This is a genomic window from Anatilimnocola aquadivae (assembly GCF_049819085.1).
In the GTDB taxonomy this organism is placed as follows: Bacteria; Planctomycetota; Planctomycetia; order Pirellulales; family Pirellulaceae; genus Anatilimnocola.
The window spans coordinates 2779654-2802568 of the sequence record NZ_CP187419.1 but is presented as its reverse complement, the minus strand read 5'-3'; the positions used below and the strand labels follow the sequence as shown (position 1 = coordinate 2802568).

Annotated in this window: 24 protein-coding genes; 15 read left to right on the top strand and 9 right to left on the bottom strand. The window is 57.9% G+C overall.

All coding sequences use genetic code 11. From position 1 onward, the window contains the following. The first annotated feature begins 79 nt into the window (after positions 1 to 79). The 4 genes from NA78x_RS11425 to NA78x_RS11410 all read left to right on the top strand — a co-directional run bounded on the left by NA78x_RS11425 (position 80) and on the right by NA78x_RS11410 (position 4504). Positions 80 to 1228 (top strand): GNAT family N-acetyltransferase, encoded by a 1149-nt coding sequence (locus NA78x_RS11425; RefSeq protein WP_425618576.1) that lies wholly within the window; start codon positions 80 to 82, stop codon positions 1226 to 1228. A gap of 27 nt (positions 1229 to 1255) precedes the next feature. After that, entirely contained in the window at positions 1256 to 2446 is a 1191-nt protein-coding gene (locus NA78x_RS11420) for a glycosyltransferase family 2 protein (protein WP_425618575.1), read from the top strand. A 179-nt stretch (positions 2447 to 2625) separates the two neighbouring features. Next, positions 2626 to 4095, top strand: a complete 1470-nt coding sequence (locus NA78x_RS11415; protein WP_425618574.1) for a BBP7 family outer membrane beta-barrel protein — start codon at positions 2626 to 2628, stop codon at positions 4093 to 4095. Positions 4096 to 4147: 52 nt separating this feature from the next. Continuing rightward, positions 4148 to 4504, top strand: a complete 357-nt coding sequence (locus NA78x_RS11410) for a hypothetical protein (RefSeq protein WP_425618573.1) — start codon at positions 4148 to 4150, stop codon at positions 4502 to 4504. Here NA78x_RS11410 and NA78x_RS11405 read toward each other — a convergent pair. Continuing rightward, on the bottom strand, positions 4501 to 4929 hold the full coding sequence (locus NA78x_RS11405) for a PAS domain S-box protein (RefSeq protein ID WP_425618572.1): 429 nt from the start codon (positions 4927 to 4929) through the stop codon (positions 4501 to 4503). The two genes, NA78x_RS11410 and NA78x_RS11405, sit on opposite strands and share 4 nt — an antisense overlap. A gap of 207 nt (positions 4930 to 5136) precedes the next feature. Here NA78x_RS11405 and NA78x_RS11400 point away from each other — a divergent pair, with 207 nt between their 5' ends. The 4 genes from NA78x_RS11400 (at position 5137) to NA78x_RS11385 (ending at position 7685) form a co-directional block, all read left to right on the top strand. Further along, positions 5137 to 5538, top strand: coding sequence for a glyoxalase superfamily protein (locus tag NA78x_RS11400; RefSeq protein WP_425618571.1), 402 nt, complete (start codon positions 5137 to 5139; stop codon positions 5536 to 5538). Beyond that, positions 5528 to 5908 (top strand): hypothetical protein, encoded by a 381-nt coding sequence (locus NA78x_RS11395; RefSeq protein WP_425618570.1) that lies wholly within the window; start codon positions 5528 to 5530, stop codon positions 5906 to 5908. The genes NA78x_RS11400 and NA78x_RS11395 overlap by 11 nt, the downstream gene beginning before the upstream one ends. Before the next feature lie 95 nt (positions 5909 to 6003). Further along, positions 6004 to 6831 carry an alpha/beta fold hydrolase gene (locus NA78x_RS11390; RefSeq protein WP_425618569.1) on the top strand — a complete coding sequence of 276 codons (828 nt, stop codon included), beginning with the start codon at positions 6004 to 6006 and terminating at the stop codon, positions 6829 to 6831. Between the two features lie 44 nt (positions 6832 to 6875). After that, the gene (locus NA78x_RS11385) at positions 6876 to 7685 is read left to right on the top strand and encodes a DUF4058 family protein (RefSeq protein WP_425618568.1); all 810 of its coding nucleotides are present in this window, start codon (positions 6876 to 6878) and stop codon (positions 7683 to 7685) included. Positions 7686 to 7688: 3 nt separating this feature from the next. Here the strand turns inward: NA78x_RS11385 and NA78x_RS11380 are convergent, their stop codons facing one another. Beyond that, the gene (locus tag NA78x_RS11380) at positions 7689 to 8075 is read right to left on the bottom strand and encodes a barstar family protein (protein ID WP_425618567.1); all 387 of its coding nucleotides are present in this window, start codon (positions 8073 to 8075) and stop codon (positions 7689 to 7691) included. Positions 8076 to 8078: 3 nt separating this feature from the next. Continuing rightward, the gene (locus tag NA78x_RS11375; protein WP_425618566.1) at positions 8079 to 8702 is read right to left on the bottom strand and encodes a ribonuclease domain-containing protein; all 624 of its coding nucleotides are present in this window, start codon (positions 8700 to 8702) and stop codon (positions 8079 to 8081) included. A gap of 132 nt (positions 8703 to 8834) precedes the next feature. On the opposite strand from NA78x_RS11375, the gene NA78x_RS11370 reads away from it, so the two are divergent. The 4 genes from NA78x_RS11370 to NA78x_RS11355 all read left to right on the top strand — a co-directional run bounded on the left by NA78x_RS11370 (position 8835) and on the right by NA78x_RS11355 (position 12153). Continuing rightward, the gene (locus tag NA78x_RS11370; RefSeq protein WP_425618565.1) at positions 8835 to 9371 is read left to right on the top strand and encodes a hypothetical protein; all 537 of its coding nucleotides are present in this window, start codon (positions 8835 to 8837) and stop codon (positions 9369 to 9371) included. A 101-nt stretch (positions 9372 to 9472) separates the two neighbouring features. Then, a complete protein-coding gene (locus NA78x_RS11365) occupies positions 9473 to 9886 on the top strand; it encodes a hypothetical protein (protein ID WP_425618564.1) in 414 nt (137 codons plus the stop codon). Between the two features lie 27 nt (positions 9887 to 9913). Further along, on the top strand, positions 9914 to 10348 hold the full coding sequence (locus NA78x_RS11360; protein WP_425618563.1) for a hypothetical protein: 435 nt from the start codon (positions 9914 to 9916) through the stop codon (positions 10346 to 10348). Between the two features lie 416 nt (positions 10349 to 10764). After that, a complete protein-coding gene (locus tag NA78x_RS11355) occupies positions 10765 to 12153 on the top strand; it encodes an SPFH domain-containing protein (protein WP_425618562.1) in 1389 nt (462 codons plus the stop codon). A gap of 276 nt (positions 12154 to 12429) precedes the next feature. Here the strand turns inward: NA78x_RS11355 and NA78x_RS11350 are convergent, their stop codons facing one another. The 5 genes from NA78x_RS11350 to NA78x_RS11330 all read right to left on the bottom strand — a co-directional run bounded on the left by NA78x_RS11350 (position 12430) and on the right by NA78x_RS11330 (position 16782). After that, positions 12430 to 12585 (bottom strand): hypothetical protein, encoded by a 156-nt coding sequence (locus NA78x_RS11350; protein ID WP_425618561.1) that lies wholly within the window; start codon positions 12583 to 12585, stop codon positions 12430 to 12432. A 102-nt stretch (positions 12586 to 12687) separates the two neighbouring features. After that, positions 12688 to 13266 (bottom strand): RNA 2',3'-cyclic phosphodiesterase, encoded by a 579-nt coding sequence (gene thpR / locus NA78x_RS11345; protein WP_425618560.1) that lies wholly within the window; start codon positions 13264 to 13266, stop codon positions 12688 to 12690. Positions 13267 to 13381: 115 nt separating this feature from the next. Continuing rightward, positions 13382 to 14503 carry a mandelate racemase/muconate lactonizing enzyme family protein gene (locus NA78x_RS11340; protein WP_425618559.1) on the bottom strand — a complete coding sequence of 374 codons (1122 nt, stop codon included), beginning with the start codon at positions 14501 to 14503 and terminating at the stop codon, positions 13382 to 13384. 11 nt (positions 14504 to 14514) lie between these two features. Continuing rightward, a complete protein-coding gene (locus NA78x_RS11335; protein ID WP_425618558.1) occupies positions 14515 to 15942 on the bottom strand; it encodes an MFS transporter in 1428 nt (475 codons plus the stop codon). A 108-nt stretch (positions 15943 to 16050) separates the two neighbouring features. After that, positions 16051 to 16782, bottom strand: a complete 732-nt coding sequence (locus NA78x_RS11330) for an FkbM family methyltransferase (RefSeq protein WP_425618557.1) — start codon at positions 16780 to 16782, stop codon at positions 16051 to 16053. 507 nt (positions 16783 to 17289) lie between these two features. On the opposite strand from NA78x_RS11330, the gene NA78x_RS11325 reads away from it, so the two are divergent. From NA78x_RS11325 to NA78x_RS11315, 3 genes are all read left to right on the top strand, one after another. After that, a complete protein-coding gene (locus tag NA78x_RS11325) occupies positions 17290 to 18747 on the top strand; it encodes a right-handed parallel beta-helix repeat-containing protein (RefSeq protein ID WP_425618556.1) in 1458 nt (485 codons plus the stop codon). 197 nt (positions 18748 to 18944) lie between these two features. Then, positions 18945 to 20345: a DUF1501 domain-containing protein gene (locus tag NA78x_RS11320; protein WP_425618555.1), complete on the top strand. Its 1401-nt coding sequence runs from the start codon at positions 18945 to 18947 to the stop codon at positions 20343 to 20345. Between the two features lie 84 nt (positions 20346 to 20429). Next, complete coding sequence (locus NA78x_RS11315; RefSeq protein WP_425618554.1) at positions 20430 to 21338, top strand: hypothetical protein; 909 nt, start codon at positions 20430 to 20432, stop codon at positions 21336 to 21338. A gap of 3 nt (positions 21339 to 21341) precedes the next feature. Here NA78x_RS11315 and NA78x_RS11310 read toward each other — a convergent pair whose 3' ends face one another. After that, positions 21342 to 22700, bottom strand: coding sequence for an SHD1 domain-containing protein (locus NA78x_RS11310; RefSeq protein ID WP_425618553.1), 1359 nt, complete (start codon positions 22698 to 22700; stop codon positions 21342 to 21344). Positions 22701 to 22915 lie beyond the last annotated feature (215 nt).

Below are 22915 nucleotides of genomic sequence, written 5' to 3'. Positions count from 1 at the left end.
GCGCCGCCGTAGATCACAAACTCACACTGTTTCGACTTGTTCACTCGCTAGAAGGCAAGGATGCCCAATGTGATTCCACATGACCGAACTCATTACCACAACCGCTTCGAGCACTGTTCCCTCTGCTGCTACAAGCATGTTGCAGATTCGTGTCGAGCAGCCATCGAACCTATCGCCGGACGAACTGGCGCGCTGGAGCCAATGGCAAGCAGAACAACCGGCGCTCAGCAGCCCTTATTTTCGACCAGAGTTCATGCAAGCCGTCAGCCAGGTGCGTACCGATGTCGAGATTGCGGTTCTCGAGCGAGCGGGCGAAACCGTGGGTTTCCTGCCGTTCCAACGTGGCCGCTTAAACATTGGTAAACCGGTCGGTGGCAAGCTCTGCGATTTTCATGGTTGCATCACCGAACCGGGCCTCATCTACGATCCGGCTCAAATCATTCGAGCCGCGAGGCTGGCGACTTGGGACTTCGAACAGGTCCCCGCCTCGCAAGCCGCGTTCCTGCCCTTCGAAGTGCAACCGCCGGGGCAAGAGCGAGAGCGAGCACCCGGATTGGAACTACGCGATGGCTTTGCCGGTTGGTGCGAGACACGCCGTGAGCAGGGTTCGCAAATCGTGAGCAAGACCATGCAGAAGGTCCGCAAGCTCGCGCGAGAACAGGGCGAACTGACGTTGGAACTACAAAGTCATTCGCAGGAAGCATTCGAACAACTACTAGCCTGGAAATCGGCCCAGTATCAAGCGACGGGACTCACCGATGTTTTCGCATTCCCTTGGACGCGAGCTCTCTTGGAAAAACTGTGGGCCAAAGACGGCGCTGAGTTTGGTGGCTATATGTCGGTTCTGCGTGCCGGTCAGCGCATCGTCGCGGTTACGTATTCGCTCCGTAGCAGACACATTCAGCATGCCTGGTTCACTGCCTACGACCGTGAACTGTCGGCCTACTCGCCTGGCCTGATTCAGTTCCTCAAGCTGGCCGAAGCATGGCCCACGGTTGGGATTAGCCGGTTTGAACTCGGCAAGGGTGATGAACGCTTCAAGTGGAATTTGGCAACCGATAGTCAAGCCGTGATCGAAGGTACCGTCGCCAGCAAATCGCTGGCAACTTGGCTGCGAAACAGTTGGCGGAAGACTCGCAGTTGGGTGCACGAATCGCCGCTCGCGGCGACCGTGAAGTTGCCCGCTCGTTTGTTGAAGCCGCTCCGTCAGTGGTTGGCTTATCGCTAGTTCAGAATGTGGTCGAGAGAGGTTTCGATGCTGCTACTCAATATCCTGCTGATTGCCGGCGCTGTCCTGGTGGCGATTCCTGCTGCCATGTTCAGTGTCGAAGTACTGCTCGCCGTCCTCTTCGGTCGCCGCGCGTTCACCGCCAAGTCAACCGGCGAAGTCCCTTCGTTCGCGGTGCTCATCCCAGCACACAACGAGCAGGCTGTGATCGCTAGTACGCTCAAGACTTTACTTCCGACGATTCCCGCGCAGGGGCGCGTGGTCGTCGTTGCCGATAACTGCAGCGACTCGACTGCAGCCATGGCCCGCGAACTGGGTGCCACCGCTGTCGAACGGTTTGACACATCGCGCCGTGGTAAGGGTTGGGCTCTCGACTTCGGTATCGAATCACTGGCCGCTGCACCGCCGGACGTCGTCGTGTTTCTCGATGCCGACTGCCAGGTTGATCAGCATACCGTTACTCGCTTGGCTGCCGCCGCCCACGCTTCCGGTTGTCCGATTCAAGGCTTGAACCTGTGCGACCCCGATCCGAACGGCAGCGCTTTGCAGATTGTTTCGGGACTAGCCTTTCGCTTCAAGAACCTGGTTCGGCCGCTCGGGCTGGTGCGACTAGCGGGTATGACGCACCTCACGGGAACGGGCATGGCCTTGCCTTGGGCTCGTATCAACCGCGCTCAAGTGGCGAGTAGCAACGTGGTCGAAGACATGCAGCTGGGCATCGATCTGGCGGTAGCCGGTTACCGCACTCAATTCCTACCGGCAGCGCGCGTCAACAGTCCGCTGCCGCAACAGCGGGCAGCAGCGAAAACTCAGCGCACGCGCTGGGAACACGGCCACCTTCGGACGCTGATGACTCAAGTGCCACGACTGCTGGCTCGTGCCGTGAAGACCTGCCGCTACGATCTGTTTCTGCTCGCACTCGACCTGGCGATTCCACCGTTATCGTTACTGGTGATGTTGACCCTTGCCTACACATTGCTGGCCGGCATCGCCGCTGGTCTGGGTGGCAGCTTGGTGCCCGCGATCATCGCCGGCGTATCGTTGCTAGCAATTATTGGCAGCGTCTTGCTCGGCTGGGCCATTCACTGCCGCCAGCAGATCCCACTGCGAGCTTTGCTGATGGCTCCGCTTTACGCGCTCTGGAAAGTACCGCTCTACCTCGCGTTTCTGTGGCGCCGCCAACAGCAGTGGGTGCGCACGGCCCGCGATGCTGCCTGAGTTGCTAGCTGCTATCACCCACTTCGAAAGCCCCGGTAAAGTTTTCTGATTAAATAAGCCTTTCTGTCTGGGAAAGATTCAACGCCGGCTGTGCAACTGCCGAAATAAGGGTTCGTAACATCATCTCCGTGCCGGGGGTCGCGCGGGTGTATTGGCCTCGCAATGGGAAAGCCCCCCGCATGTTCGCGATCTCCACTCGACCGACACTGACAGCCCTGTTGTCGCTCGTCTTGGCTACGGCATCGCTGGCTCCTGCTCTTGGCCAGGTGGGTGCTCCCGTCCGCAGCAATCCCAACCTGCGTCGCCCGGTTCCCGTCGCTGCTCGTTCAGCACGACCGCAAGGCACCGTCGCTCCTGCCGCTCGCTTTCAGGAAGTGAGTCCGCCGCAGACACAGTCGGGCGAGCGGTTACCGCCACCCAGCGATCAAATGCTGGAGGTTCAACCCCGCACGCTCCGTCAGGGCGTCGCGCCCGAAGCGATTCAAGTTCCTTCGTCAGAAGTCTACTACGACGAAGGCATGTACAACGCCAACTACGGCGACGGTTACTACCCGCAAGATCAATGGTGCGCACCGATGCTGCCCATGCTCTCGTGCATGAACTTCTCGGTGCGGGGCGAGTTGCTCTACTGGTGGTCCAACCCCATGCATACACCCTCGCTGGCCACGACCTCGCCAGCAAACACACCACAAGCCGAGGCTGGCGTGTTGGGCGAAGCCGGTACCAGTTCTCTCTTCGGCGGCGATCTCAATGACGACATTCGCTTCGGCGGTCGCTTCACGGGCACCTTGTGGTTCGATGCTTGCCAACAGAACGGCCTTGAACTCAGCTACACCTTTCTGTCGCAGGCCACTGACGAATACAGCGTGAATAGCAATCGCTTACCGATCATTGCCCGCCCCTTCCTCAATGCGGAAACCGGTTTGCAAGATTCGAGCCTGGTAGCTTTCCCGAATCAACTCACGGGTGCGCTGGCCATCGACACCAGCACTTCGTTTCACATGGGCGATATCGCCTATCGTCGCAATCTGGTCTGCGATGAGTGCCGTCGCGTCGATCTGCTGATCGGCTATCGCTTCGCGTACTTGCACGACGAAATCAACATTCGCGAACGCGAGACGGTGGTCGGCACCGCGACGCCTGTACCCGTGGGCACCACGATTGCCATTCGCGACCAATTCGACTCGGCCAACTACTTCAACGGCTTGATGGTTGGTGTGAATGTACAGCGACAGACCTTTCTCGGTTGCACCGATCTGTGGTTCAAGTCGGCCCTGGGCACCACGCGGATGAACTCGACGATTGCCGGTTCCACGGTGACCACAGCCAACGGGCAAACCGAAACCAACAACTTCGGCTTTCTGGCCCTGCCGACCAACATTGGCAATCGCCGCACCGACGAGTTCTCGGCCATCAACGAATTGGGCCTGCGGCTCAACCGCGATATCGGTTGCTGGCGAGCCTCGATTGGCTACAGCGTGGTCCTGTGGAGCAGCGTGCAACGTGCCGGCGACCTGATCGACACCGAAGTAAACACCTCGCAATTGCCACCGGGACCGCTCACCGGTTCGCCCCATCCCCGCTATCGCGAATGCAAGGGATCCTTCTGGGCTCAAGGCGTAAACTTTGGCCTGGAACGCTGCTTCTAAGTTCCCTTCGCATAGCAAAGGCTAAATCATGGGGCAGGGCAGGGGAGTACTGTTGCTTAGCGCAGTCGCCTTCGGGCTGCTGTTTGCGGGCTGCGAACAGAAGCCAGTCGCTCGACCAGTGCCAGGCGCAGATCAAGCCCTGAAGCTGCGAGTAACCTCGACCGGCGAAGTCTTCGCTGAAGCTGTACCGGTCACGCTCCCACAGCTGGAAGAGCGGATTGCGACTCACCAAGCAACGGGCAAACCAATCTGGTACTACCGCGAGATGCCTGAGGAAGAGCCTCACCCGAACGCGATGAAAGTCATCACTCTGATGGCAAAAAGCGGTTTACCAGTGAAGCTCTCCGCCGAGCCGGATTACTCCGACTCGGTGGATGACAATGGCCGCTCGCGCAAGCTCAAATATTAGTGCCGGATAAAGTGCCGGGCCCGATCGAGCGACTTCGAAGGCGCGGGATTGGCGGGTCGCATATCCAATGCCGCTGGAACTGCCGGCACTGGTACCTCCAGCTGCTGCAGCACTACGTTGTAGGCCAGCAAGGTCCCTTCGTCGTCGCTGATGGGCGTATAGACCAAGGCCGCACGAAAACGATCGCCGTTTTTGCGAACAGCCAGGCGTTCTTCTCGCACCACCCGCCGCTCCGCGCGACTTGGATAAAACACGTTGCGATTCGCCCGCTCATCCTCGGGCGAAAAGGCAAGAATCTTGCTGAGGGTGACTAGGCCCACAAACTCTTGCTGTCGATAGCCCAGCAACTGCTCGACCTCTTCGTCCCAGGAAGTGGCTCTGCCGGCGAGATCGATCGTGAAAAAGGCAATGAGGTTAGTACTCATCGAAGGCGATGGCGACATACGACTCCCAATGTCAAAAGTCTTCGGCAGTCTTCGCTGTTCCGAGCGGAAGCACTGTCCTGCAAAGAAAAGAATGCACACGTTTGCGATGCATTGGCAGGGCTGCAACAAGTCCGTTTATAATCCGCAAATGCGATTACGCAAGCGAATTTGAACTTGGTCTGCATAGGTAAAGTTTAACGGCCCGCCATGACACTTCAGGTTTTGCAAACCATCCCGATTCTGCGCATCTTCGACCTGGCGAAGGCCCGCGAGTTCTACTTAGACTATCTCGGTTTCGCGGTCGATTGGGAGCACCGCTTCGACGACCGAGCGCCGATCTACCTCCAGATTTCACGTGCCGGCTGCGTGCTTCACTTGTCCGAGCATCACGGCGATTGCTGCCCCGGCTCCACCGTGTTCTTACGTGTGTCTGGCCTCGTGGCTTATCACCAAGAGCTGAATAGCAAAGGCTATGGTTACATTCGACCCGGCCTGGAGAAGACCTTTCACCAATCAATCGGTGTTCAGGTTACCGACCCGTTTGGCAATCGGCTTCGCTTCGATGAAGCATTGAAGCCTGAGCAGGGCGAATCGACACATGAGCGTTAAGCAGGCGATTGTCGCGGCCGAAATTCTGCTGCCTGGCGAGCCCCAGGCAGAGGGACTAGATCCTCGCTGGCAAGCGCTTATCGCTGTTGCAGAGTTTATTGAGGAGGCACCCGAGCCAATCTGGCAATTCGTGCATCGCTGGGGAGGCAACGACTCTGATGATCTGCGAGATGCCATCGCGACCATTTTGCTCGAACATCTTCTGGAGCATCATTTCGAGTCGATCTTCCCGCGCGTAGAAGAAGCAGTTCGCCGGGATCGGCGCTTCGCCGATACATTCCTGCGGTGTTGGAAGTTCGGTCAGACGGAACTGCCGCACAACCTCTCACGATTCGAATCGCTGCAATCTTGGTGTAGCACAATTGCCTGAATCTGCTTGCCCTGATAGTCCTGCCTCTGCTTTAGCGATAGCCTGAAAGGAACCCAAGGACGAATCATCACGAGCCAAATCGAAGGGAAGCCACGATGCCGACGATCAAGACGAAGGACGGGACCGAGATCTATTACAAAGATTGGGGCAGTGGCCAGCCGATCGTGTTCAGCCACGGCTGGCCACTTTCGAGTGACAGCTGGGAAGCGCAGATGTTTCATCTGGCGTCGAATGGCTTTCGCTGTATCGCTCACGACCGCCGCGGACATGGACGGAGTAGTCAACCCTGGCATGGCAACGAAATGGATACCTACGCCGATGATCTGGCACAGCTGATCGAGTTTCTCAATTTGGAGAAAGCGATTCTCATCGGCTTCTCGACCGGTGGTGGCGAAGTCGCCCGCTACATCGGCCGGCATGGTACGCAGCGAGTTGCCAAGGCAGCGCTCATCAGTTCCGTCCCCCCGCTCATGCTGAAGACGCCGGGCAATCCTCAAGGTGCTCCAATTGACGTCTTCGACGGCCTGCGTGAGAAGTCGCTCAAAGACCGTTCGCTTCTCTATCAAGAACTGGCCGGTGGTCCGTTCTTCGGTTTTAACCGTGCGGGAGCCAAGGCATCGCAGGGGATGATCGACTCCTTCTGGCTGCAAGGCATGATGGGCGGCCATAAGAACACTTACGACTGCATCAAGGCCTTTTCCGAGACGGACTTCACCGAGGATCTGAAAAAGTTTGACGTCCCCACGCTCGTGATTCACGGCGACGACGATCAAATTGTGCCCATCGCCGCCGCTGGCCTTGCCTCCGCCAAACTCATCAAGAACTCGCAGCTGAAAGTCTATCCCGGTGCGCCTCACGGCATCACCGATACTCACAAGGACCAACTGAACGCCGATTTGCTGGCGTTTGTCTCCGTGAAGTAGAATGGTGGTAAGGCCGTTTCACTTCCCCGCCGAGCATTGCCGTCATGAAGAGCCCGTTCCCTGGCATGGATCCTTACTTGGAGTTGCACTGGCTGGATGTGCATCACAGGCTCATCGGCTACATTTCCGACCAGTTGCAAGATCAACTACCCAAGGAGTTGTTGGCGAGGATCGGCGAGCGGGTGGTGATGGAATTCGATGACCACGAAGAACCGATCCCGCCCGGCAAGCACCCCGATGTGCTGGTGAAGGAAGAGGGAGATGGCGGAGTCGCAGTGGCTGTGCTCCCTGCCGTCCAGACCGAAGTCGCCGTTCCCGATGGCATGATCTACGAAGAGTTCTCGCTACCGGAAACCGAAACGTACGTGGAGATTGTCGACGCCAAAACGCGCAACAAAGTCATCAGCGTGATTGAGTTGATCAGTCCCACGAACAAGGTGAAAGGGAAGGGCCTCGATTCTTACCTCGACAAACGGGCAATGTATTATCATGCTTCCGTCCATTTGATCGAAATCGATCTGACTCGTGGTGGCGACCGCAGGCTCATCATGCCGTGGATCAAGGAACTGCCACCGCCGCATCCAGCGTTCATCGCCGGAGTGCATCGTTTTGGCCCGCCGAAGAGCAAGCCGCGAATCGAGTACTACGAACTGCCGATGGAGCGAGCGCTCAAGCCGATCGCCATTCCCCTCCGTCCCACCGATAAAGATGTGACGCTGCATCTACAGCCCTTGCTCGAGCAGGCGTATCTCAAAGGTCGCTACAGCAACTTGGATTACTCGCGGCAAATCGAGCCGCCACTCTCGTTCGCGGAACTCGAACTGCTGCAGCAGTACCTGGCCAAACGCGCGTAGTCGTTATCCCGGGAAGACCATTTCCACGCGTCGGCCATCGGTGCGGTCATTGGCCGCGGCGTTCAGGATCTGCAAGTACGTAGTGCAGTTCTCGCCGGCGGCAAACGGATAGTGCTCGTGCACAATCACGAGCGCAGCCTGCTCGGGGAGCTTGTCAACAAACGCGCGCAGGCACTCTTCAAAGGCGTCCCAGTTACGACGAAAGTAACGCGGAAAGTGAAGGGAATCGCTGTAGAGTCGGAGCAGCGTATCTTTGCTCCGCACGCTCCGCGGCACCCACAGCACGCGGTTCTTCGAGTTCTTTCTCGCTTCGGCAGCATAAGCGCGAGGATCTTCAACCTGCAGTACTTCCGGCAGTTGCTCGCTTGTCGGTTCGGTTTCTTCAGTCATGGACTACTTCTCTCCCGCAGGCTGATCGAGTCGCTCAAAAGTTTCGTAATGGTCCGGCGTGTAATAAATCTCGCCCTCTTTGCCGGTCACAATTCGCTGCGGGCCAGGGCCGCGCTGCTTGGGCGTGGGATGCACCCATTCGCGATAGTAACCCGAGGGCTTTCTCGGCAACCGCTTCTCGCGATTTTGAAACACCGTCCCGTCGTTGCTGTGGCTGCCGCGCTCGCCCTCTGCGATGCGCGCGAGCGTGTCGGTCAGGTCGATATCGCCGCGATAGATCACGCCGCCATCTTGATTCCGAATCACCGCGCCGGTGATCTTCGTTCTAAGCTGCTTGTCCAATTGGGGACTAGTCGCAGCTAGCTCGTCGGCTGGTGTCTGTACACTCTCGGCCGGCTTCTTGGTTGCCTGTTCCGGCAGCGGACTTTCGTCCTTGGGCAACTCGATGACTTCCACTTCGCCGGTTTGCACTCGCGGCAGCGGCGCTGGCTTCTGAGCTTGCTGCCCCCGCTGCCACATCGTGTACATGAGCACGGCGACCAGCGTCAAGCTGATCAACAGTCGGACAAGCCGTAGCGGCGTTGCTCCCGCAGGGCGACTCGATTTACGGCTTAAGGGTGAACTCATGGTGCACTTACGATTGGAAAGGCGAATTTGACTTCGTTCAGGGTGCATCATACAACGCACCGTAACTTCATAGAAGTTGAACCCGATTTTCCGCTGTTCAATTAAAAGGCCTCTCCTTTCTCCGGTGCGACGATGGCCGCTGCTGAACAATACGGAACTGCCAGGCTGCACGCCTTCTTCCATTTCTTGAACCCCCTCATCATCGCTGTGTTGATCGCAGTGATGCCGCTTCCCATCAACCTTTTCGGCGTGTTGCTGGCGGTCGCCCTGTTGTGGGGAACCATCCGCTTGCAGGGTTGGTCCGCTTCGATCATGCCAACTGCGGTCATTGCCATCACTTTAACGACTGCCACGTTTGCGCCTTTCAAGTCAATGGCGCGTGTCTATGAGATGCCGATTCAACTGCCGAAGCAGAGCCTTACGCTCGGTGAGTTAGCGCAATTCACGGAAGCCTCGCGTGGGACGCGTTGCCCCATCTCGGTCTCTTGGTCCCTCACCCCTGCTCAAAGCCAGACCGCCGTACGGTTCAATTCGACAGAAGTCTCCGTGCAAGAATTCCTGGCAACTATTGAATCGCAAACCTCGTTGCGCCCCCGCTTCGCCTACTGTGGCAACGGCTGGACGCTTCTCTGCGGCTACAACGCGAGTGGCATGGTGTCGCTGCGTTAACACGATCGCACGACGAGTTTGACCTTGAAACAGATCTCGCATACAACGCAGTCCAACTCGTCTGTTGCGGGCTACTCTCCGAATCACGTAAAGGCCTCTCCATGAACGCCGATCCGGGAATTGAGGCTGCTGAAGCACCGATCCAGCGCATGTCGTATCTCGCTTGGGTGTTTCATTCGCTTGGTCCGATCACGATTTTGCTGTTATTGCTGGCAACACTCGTCGCGATTGGCTTAATCGCGCTCCTTTGGCAACGAGGTCGCGGCCCTGCCTTGCCCGCTGCCATTCTGTTATTGATTCCCTTGCCGCTGGTCGTTGGATGTTTGGCCTTGGTGGGTTCCTCGCTCGATAGCCTGCTGAGTCTTTCGAATCGCGCGCGAGCGTCGGAAATCGCCGAGTCACTTTCGCATGCGATGGTCTCTGCCCTGGCTTCATCTTGCTGCTTTATGCCGGTGCTCATCGTAGGCTTGGCGGCCTTATTCGCCCATGGTTTTCGCCAATCCCCTAAGTCATGAAGTTCGATTCCGTTGTAGGAGCTTGCCATGGATGAAGGTTTTGAATTGCCGCCAAACACTCCCAAGCCTTGGTGGCTTTGGAGTTTTCAGGCCTTAGGTATTCGCTACACGTTCCTGCTGCCTGTCGTCGCCGCAATCTCACTGGTGCTGATTCTGGTCGTTTGCCTGCGTTGTCGAAACCAATCTCTGACGGCTTTACTAGCGGTGCTCATTCCAATACCCGTCTTTGTCGGGCTGGTGAGCGTGGTCGACGGGATTGTCTCAAGTTTCCAGGGCATAACGCATCCCACGGCTGAATATCTCGCCGAAGGAATGGCGTTGTCCCTCTTTGGGCTTAAAGTAAGCATGTGGCTCGCCTTACCGGGATTCTTGCTGGCTACCGGCATCCTGGTCTGTCGTTCACTGACGGACAAACCAGATAGCAAGGAATTGCCAAGTGAGCCGCATTTCACAAGCAATTGAGTCGCTGCAGCGTATCGGATGACCGCGATGAACCATGAGTTCTTTGGCCAAGATCGCTGCCTTCGTTCAGCCATATGGTTCTTCGGAACGCCGATTGGTTTGGCCCTTCTATTCGCCGCGTTTCCGTTCGAGCCAATTCTGCTCATTCCGGCGGTCGCGTGGCTCATCGTCATTGGCAACTGGTGCGATGGAAGATCGTTTCTGAAGCAACTAGCAATTTTCGCTATCGTTTTGACCAGTGCGAGTTTGCTGAGGTCGCACCCGCTGGATCTGTACGTGCTCGAAATCCTTGGCCGCAATCGATACCGGTGCTGATTCGCGGGGCCATCGCTGACGCCTCTTTCGCCCACCGACCACGAGCGATACAACGAAGGGCGAAAGCAAGGCAAATCTCTCTTCTGGCCGGAGCGCGCACCATGGGCATTCAACTCGAAGTCATTCAGTTTTTCGATAACACCAATCGCACGATTGTCCATCGCGAGCCCGAAGAAGGATCGGCCGATATCAAGCTCGGTGCCCAGCTGATCGTTCAGCCCAACCAAGAGGCGGTGTTTGTTCGCAGCGGCAAGGCGCTCGATAAGTTCGGCCCCGGTCAGCACACGCTCTACACGTTCAACGTGCCGCTGCTCACCCGCATGCTCACCATTCCGTGGGAGAAGTCGCCGTTTCAAGCGCAGGTCTACTTTATTGGCAAGCAGACGTTTCTCGATCAAAAATGGGGCACGCGCCAGCCGATCACGGTTCGCGACAAGGATTTTGGCATCGTCCGCCTGCGAGCGAATGGCAAGTTTGCCTTCAAGGTGATCGACGCGAACAAGTTTCTCGATGACCTGGTCGGCACGCAGGGTAAGTACACCACCGATGAGATTCAGTCGTACCTGAAAGACCTGATTGTCTCGCGGTTGACCGATCTGCTGGCCACTTCGCAAACCAGCTTGCTCGATCTGCCGGCTCAGTTCGACGAGATCGGTGCTGGAGCGACTTCGAAGATTGGCCAGGACTTTGCTCGTTACGGCTTGGAGCTCGTCGAGTTCTTCATCAATGCCATTTCGCCACCGGAAGAAGTACAGAAGGCCATCGATGCCCGCAGCAGCATGGGCGCGATCGGCGACCTGCAGGCCTACACCGTGTATCAAGCGGCCAACAGCCTCGGAAAGATCGCCGACAATCCTGGCGGACAGGCGAACAGTGTCGTCGGCATGGGACTCGGCGCTGGTTACGGCGTGATGTTGCCCGGCATGATTCAAAACGCCATGGCGAACCGCCCACAAGTGAACCCGAACCAGTTTTCGCAGCCCGCGCAGTCGCATCCCAATCCGTCCGCCACGGTCGGTATGCCTGGCGGCATGCCCGTTGGTCCCGATTTGAGCGGCATCACGCCCATGCGACCTGCGGCGGGAAGTGACCCCAAGCAAGTGATTCGCAATGTCGCCCAATCTGCCGGTTGGCAATTGAACGAAGCAGCCGATCCGTGGACCGTGACGGTGGCCGTTGGTCCCTTGCGGAAGCAGTCGGTCTCCATCCGCTTCGAAAAAGATCACGGGGGCAATACCGTCGTGGCCTATGCTTCGACCTGCGGTCCTTGCTCGCCCGAGAATGCACTCGCCCTGCTGAAGTACAACACCAAAATGGTCGACGGCGCCTTCGCGGTCGAGGAATCGCCTTCGGGCGACATCGTGGTGGTCCGGCACAGCCAACTGGCCAGCACGCTCACACCGCTCGATGTCAGCCGCGTGGTCACTTCGATCGCCTGGCAAGCCGACCGCGTCGAAGAAAAACTCATCAGCGGCGGTGATGAAAACTGATCGTTGAGCCCGCGTGGGACGCTGGTCATCGTCCTTGCGATAGACGTAAGTGCTCGCCGACCGCAAAAGGGGGGTGTTCAACAATCGGGCACCCACAACGAGCAAAACATGCGTATTCCTCGGGAATGGCGCACTTTCGGCGTCGGCCAGAGGGCCTGAAGTTGAACACTTTGGTTCTTTGCAGCGGGTTTGGCACGCGAGTTACGACACGCGGTTAATGTCACGACTGGAGCAGTTGGACGACAGCGACGATGCGGGCTACGCGGTCGTTCATGACTAGATCATGCTGCAGATTGCGAACAGGGCGATCCACAAAGCGAACAACCCGAACACTAGCAGGGCCACGAGCAGTCCCACGGCGGCCGCAGAAATCCGGAGACTCGGTTTGCGATCGCCTTTCTCTTTCGGCGACTCGTAGGGATTCTGTTCCATCGCTAACAATCTAGAGCGGTTTTCGAGAAGGTGTAACGGGTAAACCGTTAGAACTTCGGCGATTAAAGCCGCCGCTCACGTAATACGTCCGTGCGACCGACACTAGTCGGCGAGTGGGCAGTGGGCGAGCGCTTCGTAGGTGGGTCCGCTGCGGCCGAGAAAGCTGGCGAAGATGATGGCTTCCTCAACGACGGACAGGTCGGCATCGAACTGAGCCTGCTCGCTTAACTTGGTGGCGAGGGCGGCCATCCCTTCGGGTGTGCCCCCCTTCACGCGGCCGATGGTCAGGTGGGGCGTGAAGCCCTTTTGCTCTTTGGAGAAGCCGAGCTTGTTGCTGAGGGCATTGTCGATCGTGGCCTGCAGTTCGCGGAGTTCTTCTTTGCCTTGTTCGATGCCAATCCACAACGTGCGAGCATCGCGGGAATTGGGGAAGCCGCCCAGACCACGGCAGATGATTTCGAAGGGCTCGATTTCAGCCGCGGCCGCTGCGACCACGTTGCAAATGTTCGGGATCTCGTCGTCGGCGACATTGCCCAGGAACTTAAGCGTGAGATGCATCTGCGTCAGCTGCACCCAGTGCACATCGACGTCCTCGGTCTTGAGTTTCTCAATGAGACTCTTCGCCCGCCCCGTGACACTACGGGCAAGTTCGACGGCGATGAAGGCACGGATGCGTTGCATGGGGGAGGGTAGGGGCTGGGAGCTAGGAACTGGGGGCTAGGGAAAGGCAAAGACAGGCAGTTGGGATTTCATCTTACTAGTTTGGCAAGGTGCTTCTAATGCCCCTTACTTTTCCTCAGTTCCTAGATCCTAGTTCCCGAATTGCGTCCCGGTTCAGCTTGATGCCGAGGCCGGGGCCGGTGGGAACTCGCAGCATGCCGTCGGCGTCGAGTTGGAAGGGTGTTTCGAGGATGTCTTCGATGTAAGGGACACCGGTCTGATATTCGACCCAGCGAGCAACAGGCAAGGCGGCGGAAAGAGCCAAGTCGGCAGCGACGCCGATGGCTGTGTTCCAGCCATGCGGGACGAGCAGCACACCCTGATCGTAGGCGAGCCAGCCAAGTTTGCGGCCTTCGCTCAGGCCGCCACACTTGGTCAAGTCGGGCTGGATGATGTCGACGGCCCGCTTGAGTAGGAACGGCTGAAAGGCCTGACGGCGGGTGAGGACTTCACCCGTGGCAATTAGCACCGGCGAAGTTGCCTGCAGTTGAGCAAAGCCTTCGACGTCGTCGGGCTTGAGAGCCTCTTCGAACCAGGTGATGCCGTAGTCGCCGAGCATCTTGGCGGTCTCACGGGCCCAATTCACGCTGTGCGGCCAGAACTGCTCGCTGCCGCCGGCATCGACCATCAGCTCGACATCTTCGCCGACCGTTTCGCGGGCGGTGCGAATGAGCAGTTCGTCGAGCTGCCGACTAACTCGCCCGAAAGGTCGCCAGCCCATCTTGATGGCTTTGAAACCGCGGGCCTTTTGCACCAGCAGGGCATCGCGCAGGGGCTCGGGCTGATCGAACAAGATCGAAGCGTAAGGCTTGATGCGGTCGCGATAGTTGCCTCCGAGCAACTTCGACACAGGCTGACCGAGTGCTTGCCCCCACAGATCCCACAGGGCGATATCGATGCCGCTAATCGCGTGCTCGACGGAGCCGCCGCGACCGAGCCAGAACATGCTCTGGCGCAGTTTCTCGCTGACGCGGTCGGGTTGGTCCGCTGCTTCACCAATCAAGTGAGGCGAGAGCAGTTGCAAGGCACCCTCGACCAGGGCGCGCGTGGTGTAGCAACTGCCGAGGCCGGTGATCCCTTCGTCGCTGATGACTTCGATCAGCGTGTTGTATTGCACGTTGGGATCGGTGCCGCCGGGCCAGCCATGATCGTGCGTGGCTCCCCCGAGCGGAATCGTGCGGACCGCGGCAATTTTCATGGGATCATCCCTTAATGGTCAGCGGTGGGTGCAGTCGAACCGAAGTCGCGGCCATGTCGCGCGAACAAAACGAGCGACAGGAGGGCGATCAGCATCAAGGCAATGGCGGCGTAATAAGGAGCGACAACGGAGACGCTCTTGAAGAGCGGAATGGCGAAAAGCGGACCCGCGATACGGGCAAGAGCACTCACGCCCTGGCTCACGCCCATGATGCCACCTTGGCGATCGGGATCGCTGCGACGACTAATGAGGGCGCTCAGCGAGGGGGTCGTGAAAGCAAAGCCGCCGACGGAAACCCCCGTCGCCACAAACAGCAGCGGCCAACTGTGCAACAGAGTCGCGACCGTGAGCAGCACAAAGCCCAAGCTCGTCAGGCCAAAGCCAATTTCCGCCATCGTTACTTCGCTCAACCGCGTCGATAGCCGGCGGACAATGCCACCTTGCACCAGGCTGAGCATGATGCCGATGTAAGCGAAGAAAAGAGGCACCTGGCCGAACTTCATACCGAAGCCCTGCGTCTCGTCTTTCAACAACAGGGCCGCGGTCGTTTCAAAGCCACCGAAGGCCGTCACGCTTAAGAACGAAGTAAACAGCAACGCCGCGATCGTTGGCGTCGAGACGGAATCTCGCAACGCGCGGACATCGAACAGCCCCATGTGAGTATGTGAAACACCCGGCCGCAAACTCTCCGGCAGCAGGAACACCGCGAGCATAAGGGCCACGAACGAGAGCCCTGCAGCAACGAAGCCGGGCAGGGGGCTGCGGGCGACATCTTGATATTGTTCGCGATCTTCCTGGGCACTGGTTTTGGCAGGATCCAAATCCACGGTCAGGCTATCGGTCGCGGCATCCAGGGGTGCAGAGGCGACGACTGCGGGAGTAGCAGGCGCTGGCTCTGATTTTGCCGAGAGTAACGCTGCCCAAGCGAGCAGCGGACCAAACGTAAAGCCAAGGCCAAACGAAACGCCGATGAGCGCCATTCCCTTGGCTCGTTTTTCCTTCGTCGTTACGTCGGCAATGTAAGCCGCAGCGGTCGAGATGGTCGCACCAGCAATGCCCGCTCCCATGCGACTGATGAACAGCAGCGGCAAGCTTTGCTGAATGGCTGCGAATCCAAACAGGGCGTAGCAGACGACGGAACCCATCAGGCCGATGATGATGACCGGACGACGGCCGATGCGATCGGAAACTCGGCCCCACAGAGGCGAGAAGAAGAACTGCATGATCGAGAAAATGGCCATCAGCAGGCCGAGTTGCCAGCCATGCTCGGCGATGCCGAATTTTTCGGCATACAGGGGCAATAGTGGCAAGACCATGCCGAAGCCAAGCAGGTCGATGAAGACCGTCAGAAAGATGACGAGCAACGAACCTTTGCTGGCGGTTGTATCTTGGGCGAGAGAGCCTTCGCCTGGGGAGGGCGAAGCAGCGTGGGCGGGCATTGTCGATTCCAGAACGTCGATTTTCCTGAGCAACCAGACCGATCGCGGGGAGCGATCAGCAGCTTGGTTATCCAGGAACAAGCCTGCAGGAGCAACGGGGCAGGGGGGCTAGGCGGCCCTGCGCAATGCCGCCCGCTCTTCGAATCGATAGATGAAATTGAGATACGGCAGCGGAATGCTGGCTCGCAGCTCGGGAAGTTCTTCGACCCCCGTCAATCGATCCTGATGCAAAAAGTAGCCGCTATACCCCAACCCGCTAAGATAGGAATGAATCAGCCCCTCGCGCACGCAGCGATCGGTTTGTTCAAACAGCAGGATTGGCCGATGTTTCAGCAGCGTCTTGCGAGCGCCGCGAAAGACGTGAATCTCGTGATCCTGAACGTCGCACTTAATGAACTTCACCGGGGGAAGTATGCGACGAGCGAGGTAGTCGTCCAGCCTGAGGACCGAAACATCGAACACATCGGCGTTGGGATGATCTGGCTGCAAATGAAAGCTGCCGCCTCCCCAGTGATTTCGCGGACGAACGAACGTCAGGGTTCCTGGCCGATCGGAGACGCCCGCGTTGACAATCGTCAGTTGCTTCAGCCCAAAGGTCTGCTTCAGATCTTCCAGATAAGCGGCCAACTCGGGTTGAGGCTCAAAGGCAATCACTTGGCCAGTTGATGCAACCGCGCGATGCATCCAGTAGCTATACGCACCGCGGTTGGCCCCGACGTCGAGCACGGTTGTGCCGGCGAGATCCTGTTGCAGCATGAGCGACATCTCTTGCCGCTCGCTGCGATAGCGATAGCGCCAAAAGCGGTGACAAGCGTGCAGCCGATTCCAAAAGCGGAGCATAGGGTATTCCCACAGAAATCCGTTGACCCCCACAAGTGGCGGAAAGTAGTAACCGACCGTTTTCAAAGCAAGAGCAGTTCCTAGGATTCGTTCCCCATACCTGAGGGACTAGGGACCTCCGCTAGCGAACATATTTTGGTCAGGCTGGTCGCAATCAGCCCAATCTTTAACGCGCTGAAGCTCACCCGTCGCAACAAGCAGCGACGCGAACTGTCTTTGCCGTAGGCGCCGTGATTCAACCGCAAAATGTGGTTCCGGGGCAGACTCATCGGCGCAGGCGAGGCGTGCCTAAACCTCCTATCCAGCAAAGTCGGCACCACGATTGCATAGCGGTGCTCAAACCTGCCACTAACCTCACCACCCACTTTGCCAGCTTGTTGACTCTGCCTAAGGGTCGAACGCGCTGGCTTCTTTAGCAGGTCTTTCTCGAACGCGCCTCCAAGCCTGCTGCCGTCTTGGTTGCGTGTCTATTTTTGTTGCGATGACTTTTTCCAAGGATCCCCGTTGATGCACAGCCCGCTCTCCACCCTCAAGCGTTTCTTCGGTTTGAATCGCCAATCCCAGCAAGCCCGCGCTCGGTTCTTTCGCCCGGTGATCGAGTCGATGGAAGATCGCCGGTTAATGGCGGTGCTGCTCGTCGACGATAACTTCGCCGCTGACTATCCTGCTGCGAACCGTTACACGACGATCCAGGCTGCGGTGAATGCCGCCGCCACGCCGACAGGCAGTAACCCCGGTGACACAATCATCGTGCGCCCCGGCCTGTATGACGAATCGGTGAGTGTTGCCAAACGGGTCACGATCATCGGGGCAGGCGCTCCGTCGATCCCGTTCATTGGCACCAATCCCAATCCGAACGATCTGTCACTCAATCAGCAGTTCGCCTCGATTGTCGATCCCGCCACGGGAGCCGGCTTTACGGTTAGTGCCAGCAACGTGACCATTCAAGGCTTCACGATTGCCAACTTTGACGACAGCCTGGATACGCAAGGCATTGTCGTGTCAGGCGGAACGGGCAATAAGATCTTCACGAACGTGATTGTCGATAACACGATCGGAATTTCCCTCGCGACCAATACCGCGGCCGGCAACTCGGGTGCGCTCCAAACGACGTTCGTTACCGGCAACACGATTCGCAATAACAACACAGCTGGTGCAGCTGCGGGCAACGGTATCTACGCTGATGCCGGCGTGCGCAATGCAATCATTAGCGGCAATCGAATTCACGGTCACGAGAACGCGTCAATCATCATGATTTCGACCGTTGCCGCGACGATCAATTCGAACGTGCAGATTGTGGGCAACATCACCGGCGATCAAGTCACCGGCGAAGAAGGTACCACCATGATCTTCACCAACCTGGTGGATTCACAGGTGAACGCGAATATCTTCAGGAATGTCTTCACCAATGCTGCCGAAGGGGGTGGCTCGGGGATCTTCTTTGGGGGCGGCAGCACCAACGTGCAAGTGATTGGCAACAATCTGCAAGATGGCAGCTACACGGGCATCAATGTTCGCTACTTGCCTGGGCCCTACGCAGTGGCCGTCAACAACTCTCAATTGCTCATCCAGGGCAACATTGTGCAAAACTTTGGCGATGGCGGCATCCGCCTGCGAGATGGCGCGTTCAACAATATCGTGCGCAGCAATGTGACGCAGTACAACGGATTCGGCAGTTTGCCTGCAGACACAAATGACGGCTTCGGATCGGGCATCTCGCTCGAGGGCGCCATCAACAATCTCGTTGAATACAACACTTCGTATTACAACGATGCAGACGGATTTTTTGCCGACCTCGCGTCGAGTGGCAACCGGCTTAACAGCAACGGAGCGTTGTTCAACGGCGAGCATGACTATCACGACGATTCGGTAGGCGTGGTCGCACCAGCTCTCACCGCGAATACCTACACCAACAATCGCGGTCGGACCCAAAACCGCACCGGACTCATTCGGTTCTTTTCCTAGTCCCAGGTATATCCGTCGGTTCATCGGCGTTTGTTGGCCATTTTTTCAGAGGCTGGGAGTCACTTCCCAGCCTCGACCATTTCTTGCTTGCAATGAAGCAGGTTGACCGCTGAGAATAGCGATGCCCCAGAGAACAGAGTTCCCGCCTGCCAACTCTCCCACCTGCCATTTGCCTCTCCAGGATTACGGAGCCTGCCATGCTGCGAATTGAAGGCACCGCCCAACGTCATTGCGACCGCCTGTCGCGCCGCGAAATGCTGCGAATTGGCGGCGTCGGTCTCGGCGGCCTCAGCTTGCCGGCGCTATTGCAACATCGCGCGCAAGGACATGTAAATCCGGCGGCCAAGGCGAAATCCGTCATTGTGCTGTTTCACTCGGGCGGCGTTGGCCAACACGAAACTTGGGACCCGAAGCCCGAAGGGCCCACAGAAACGCGCGGAGCATTCGGCGCAATTCAGACCAAGACGCCGGGCTTGCTCGTGGGCGAGTTGATGCCCAAGCTGGCCAGCATGACCGATAAGCTGGCTGTCATTCGGTCGATGGTAACGGGGGACAATGCCCATTCCACGAGCGGCTATCAAATGCTGACGGGCATGCCCCACGCGCCGCTGAATCGCGAAAACGCCCCACCGGGCAGGCCGAACGACTGGCCGTCTCTCAATGGAATCGTGCAGGCGCTACGGCCATCGAACGACGGCATTCCTTCTTCGATCGCGCTCCCTCGTCGGCTGGCCAACAATAACGGCCAAGATCCCTGGCCCGGCACCGACGCCGGGTTTCTCGGCCGCAAGCACGATCCCTGGCTCCTCGAATGCGACCCGAACGATCCAAAGTTCACCGTTCCCGGCGGCGCGCTTCCCGAAGAAGTGAGCACAGTCCGCCTGCATCACCGCTCGTCGCTCTTAGCACAGTTGAACGATCACGTAGCAGGCATTGAGAAGTCCGCTGCAGGCAAAAACTACGATCAGTACAAACAGCAGGCCATCAAACTGGTGGCGGGCGGCAAGGCGCGCGACGCCTTTGACCTGTCCAAAGAGCCAGCCGAATTTCGCGATCGCTACGGCCGGCACAAGTATGGCCAAAGTGTGCTGCTGGCGCGACGCCTCGTTGAAACGGGCGTTTCTCTCGTGCAGGTGCAGTGGACGTCGGTAGTCGGCAAGGACAAGCCAAACGGTGGCGGCTGGGACACGCACGAAAAGCACAACGAAAGCATCAAGGGCTGGCTAGTCCCCGTGATGGATCAAGTCACCAGTACACTGCTGCTCGATCTGGAAGAGCGCGGCATGCTCGACGAAACACTCGTCTGTATCGTCACCGAGTTTGGACACACCCCCAAATTCAATGCCAAGGGTGGCCGCGACCACTGGGGTCGCGTCTTCTCGATCGCGCTTGCCGGCGGAGGCATTCGTGGCGGCGTTTTTCTCGGTCGCTCGGATCGGAATGCTGCTGAACCCGTCAGCGACATCACTCGCCCCGCCGACTATCTGGCCACGGTCTACCACTTACTGGGCTACGACAGTCACACGATAGTACACGACATTCAAAATCGCCCCTTCCCCATCACACGGGGCCGGGTAATTGAAGAGATAATAGCCTAATTAACTGAATGGAGAGTCGCGACTCGTAACGGAGTAATTACAATCACTGCGAACCGTTTCCAGTCTTTATGAGGCACGAACGCCGTGAACGACTACCTGCCTTGGAGCCCGCACGCGACTCCGCTGGGAAAGACTGCTTTCTGGATCTTGGTCGTCTTGATCTTGGGATTCGGCGGCACCTGTCTCTGGTGGTTCCCGCCGATTTTTTGGGCCGCTTCAGCGCTCGCTTGTGGTGCGTTGCTTGGATTCTTGTTTGGGGTGCCCAAGGTTCATCAGGCCGATCTGCAGGCCAAGGATGGCGGACCGGCAGTCGATGAACCGCGCTATCGGCAACTGGTCAACACGAACGTCGAAGAGATTTCCGATTGGCTGACGAAGATCATCGTGGGCGTTGGACTCGTGCAACTCACCCAGATTCCGCCGAATTTTCAACGACTGGCGGAGTATCTGGCGGCCGATCAATACGATCCGGGCTTTGCGGGCGGCCTGGTTGCCTTCTTCGCGGTCACCGGGTTTCTTTCCGGCTATTTGCTCACTCGGCTGTTCCTGGCAGAGGCATTTCGCAAAGCGGATCAAGCGGATGAATTCAACGAGTCAGCGAGACTGTTGCCCGCTGCACCGGCAGCTACCCCAGGTCCAGACGGAGCGCAATTCATTCCGGCAACGCCAACTGCCGAAGGTCGCTTCGTCGCGGCACTTATCAGCAACTCACCTCGAGAAGCTGTTCTATCTTCTTGGCTGGCGTTAGAAGAAGCAGCGAAGCGGGCTATTCGCAGAAGACGCCCCGATGGCATCTTGCCCAAATCAACGGTATCGATGATCGATAGCCTGCTGAAACTCGAAGCAATTAGCGCGGAGCAAGCAATGCTATTTAGCAGGCTGCAGAACCTGCGTAACCTTGCGGTTCACTCCACTTCTCGGCTAGGTGAAAACGAAGTGAAAGACTTTGTCACTAACGCCTTGGCGCTGCAAAAGCACCTCGACGAAGCCTGACGACTATCGTTGGGCGAGGTACTGCGCGATCCAAAGCTGATCGGGTTGCGAGAGCTTTTCGAGAGGGATCGAAGTATTCACGCCTGTGGTGCGGCGAAGTCGAACGACACCAGCTTCGAGGGCGACAAACTCGGCATCGGCGGTGTACTTGCCGCTAGTCCAGATGCGAGCGTTCGTCGCTACCACCGCTGTCGCTTCCGGCGACTTTGCGACGAGCGGAATCACTTTCTCGGTAACCGCATCGATGACGGGCTTTGCTACCGTGATTTGACGCTTGGTCGACGGGTTGGCTTGGATCGATTTCACCAAGCTGGTGAGATCTGCAGTCGGCATTGCAACTTGAACCACGCGCCACTTGCCCGATTTGTGTACGCGGAACGGGCTAGAGGTATCGGCAGCAACTTCCTGAGTATCGGGCGATGACTTGCTGCGGATTAGTTCGGCGGCGGCCGCAATGGTGGTGACGAGATCGCTCGAGCCCACATGCGTCGTAAGCATGTCGATGCCGGCGGCCAGTTTTTCACCTACGAGCGAGTCGTGTACCCACAGTTCGATCGGGGCACTTGTCGCGCTGACATTCTTGTCGCTGGGAAGATCAATTGGTGCCAAACCTTGGCAGTTCTTCGAGGCGATCTGCAGGTAGTTGCCCGAAGTGCAACAGGTGAAGTTCGGTTCTCCCTTCTCATCAACTCGCAGGCCCACCATCGCCAGCGAGCGGTTATCAAGATTCTGGTTCAACTTCGCCAGCCGTTGTTCGCTCGTTTTGTCAAAGCCCGCGGCGATACGTCGCTCGGCTCGTTGCCTGGCGATCTCGGTGACTTGCGGACGTTGTTCCGCCTCCTGCTGAGCGGCACGGCGCAGAACCATGCGACCGATCCAACCTTTGCGAGTGGAGTCGATCCCCTCAAGCGTGGAATTCGTCGTGGATTTGATTTTTACAGGCTCGCCGGTGAAGCCTTTGCCTGGCTCGAAAACGACCAGCTTGGTTGCCTCAAACTTGGTCACCGCCCGGCTGTGGATAATTGCTGGGCCGTGGTGTCCAACGGTTCGCGAATGAACCTCGCCATTGAAGATAATCTTAAAGGTGGCCGCGTCGCCACTTTCCAACATCTTCACATGGGTATGTCCCACCACGTGACCTTTGCCTTGAATGGCAGTGCCCAGGATGTCTTCGCGGATGTCTACAGTGCGGTCGACTTGCTTGTTATCCAGCATGCTATTGAGCATGGAATTGGAGATGCGGAGTACGACACGGTGCTCGGGGATGGCTGTGCTTTTATCCTCAGCCAGCGTGGAAGCAACTACACCGAACGAGGGAACGAGCAGCGAGACGACCGCGAACCAATGACTGCGACGAAACATGCCCGCCCTCCGTTCCTAGTACCTGAGCTTTGATCGGCTCAATTTGATCAGCTCAACTGATGCACTTCGTGTGCCATTGAGACAGGTCCAAGTCGCGACGAATGCCGCGCAAATGCCTGCCCTTGATTCACTCCCTGTTCGCAGCTGAGTAGCTATCGAAAAGCTGAACGCGAATCAAGGCCGATCCAAAGCTAAGGTTAAATGCTGGGATGGAG

Bases quoted from the DNA above. Each gene is read 5' to 3' on its own strand.
- NA78x_RS11385 (WP_425618568.1), top strand. From the start codon at position 6,876: ATGAAGAGCCCGTTCCCTGGCATGGATCCTTACTTGGAGTTGCACTGG.
- NA78x_RS11310 (WP_425618553.1), bottom strand. From the start codon at position 22,700: ATGTTTCGTCGCAGTCATTGGTTCGCGGTCGTCTCGCTGCTCGTTCCC.
- NA78x_RS11330 (WP_425618557.1), bottom strand. From the start codon at position 16,782: ATGCTCCGCTTTTGGAATCGGCTGCACGCTTGTCACCGCTTTTGGCGC.
- NA78x_RS11415 (WP_425618574.1), top strand. From the start codon at position 2,626: ATGTTCGCGATCTCCACTCGACCGACACTGACAGCCCTGTTGTCGCTC.
- NA78x_RS11395 (WP_425618570.1), top strand. From the start codon at position 5,528: ATGAGCGTTAAGCAGGCGATTGTCGCGGCCGAAATTCTGCTGCCTGGC.
- NA78x_RS11425 (WP_425618576.1), top strand. From the start codon at position 80: ATGACCGAACTCATTACCACAACCGCTTCGAGCACTGTTCCCTCTGCT.
- NA78x_RS11335 (WP_425618558.1), bottom strand. From the start codon at position 15,942: ATGCCCGCCCACGCTGCTTCGCCCTCCCCAGGCGAAGGCTCTCTCGCC.
- NA78x_RS11405 (WP_425618572.1), bottom strand. From the start codon at position 4,929: ATGAGTACTAACCTCATTGCCTTTTTCACGATCGATCTCGCCGGCAGA.
- NA78x_RS11325 (WP_425618556.1), top strand. From the start codon at position 17,290: ATGCACAGCCCGCTCTCCACCCTCAAGCGTTTCTTCGGTTTGAATCGC.
- NA78x_RS11370 (WP_425618565.1), top strand. From the start codon at position 8,835: ATGGCCGCTGCTGAACAATACGGAACTGCCAGGCTGCACGCCTTCTTC.
- NA78x_RS11390 (WP_425618569.1), top strand. From the start codon at position 6,004: ATGCCGACGATCAAGACGAAGGACGGGACCGAGATCTATTACAAAGAT.
- NA78x_RS11380 (WP_425618567.1), bottom strand. From the start codon at position 8,075: ATGACTGAAGAAACCGAACCGACAAGCGAGCAACTGCCGGAAGTACTG.
- NA78x_RS11375 (WP_425618566.1), bottom strand. From the start codon at position 8,702: ATGAGTTCACCCTTAAGCCGTAAATCGAGTCGCCCTGCGGGAGCAACG.
- NA78x_RS11340 (WP_425618559.1), bottom strand. From the start codon at position 14,503: ATGAAAATTGCCGCGGTCCGCACGATTCCGCTCGGGGGAGCCACGCAC.
- NA78x_RS11360 (WP_425618563.1), top strand. From the start codon at position 9,914: ATGGATGAAGGTTTTGAATTGCCGCCAAACACTCCCAAGCCTTGGTGG.
- NA78x_RS11350 (WP_425618561.1), bottom strand. From the start codon at position 12,585: ATGGAACAGAATCCCTACGAGTCGCCGAAAGAGAAAGGCGATCGCAAA.
- thpR (WP_425618560.1), bottom strand. From the start codon at position 13,266: ATGCAACGCATCCGTGCCTTCATCGCCGTCGAACTTGCCCGTAGTGTC.
- NA78x_RS11355 (WP_425618562.1), top strand. From the start codon at position 10,765: ATGGGCATTCAACTCGAAGTCATTCAGTTTTTCGATAACACCAATCGC.
- NA78x_RS11365 (WP_425618564.1), top strand. From the start codon at position 9,473: ATGAACGCCGATCCGGGAATTGAGGCTGCTGAAGCACCGATCCAGCGC.
- NA78x_RS11420 (WP_425618575.1), top strand. From the start codon at position 1,256: ATGCTGCTACTCAATATCCTGCTGATTGCCGGCGCTGTCCTGGTGGCG.
- NA78x_RS11320 (WP_425618555.1), top strand. From the start codon at position 18,945: ATGCTGCGAATTGAAGGCACCGCCCAACGTCATTGCGACCGCCTGTCG.
- NA78x_RS11400 (WP_425618571.1), top strand. From the start codon at position 5,137: ATGACACTTCAGGTTTTGCAAACCATCCCGATTCTGCGCATCTTCGAC.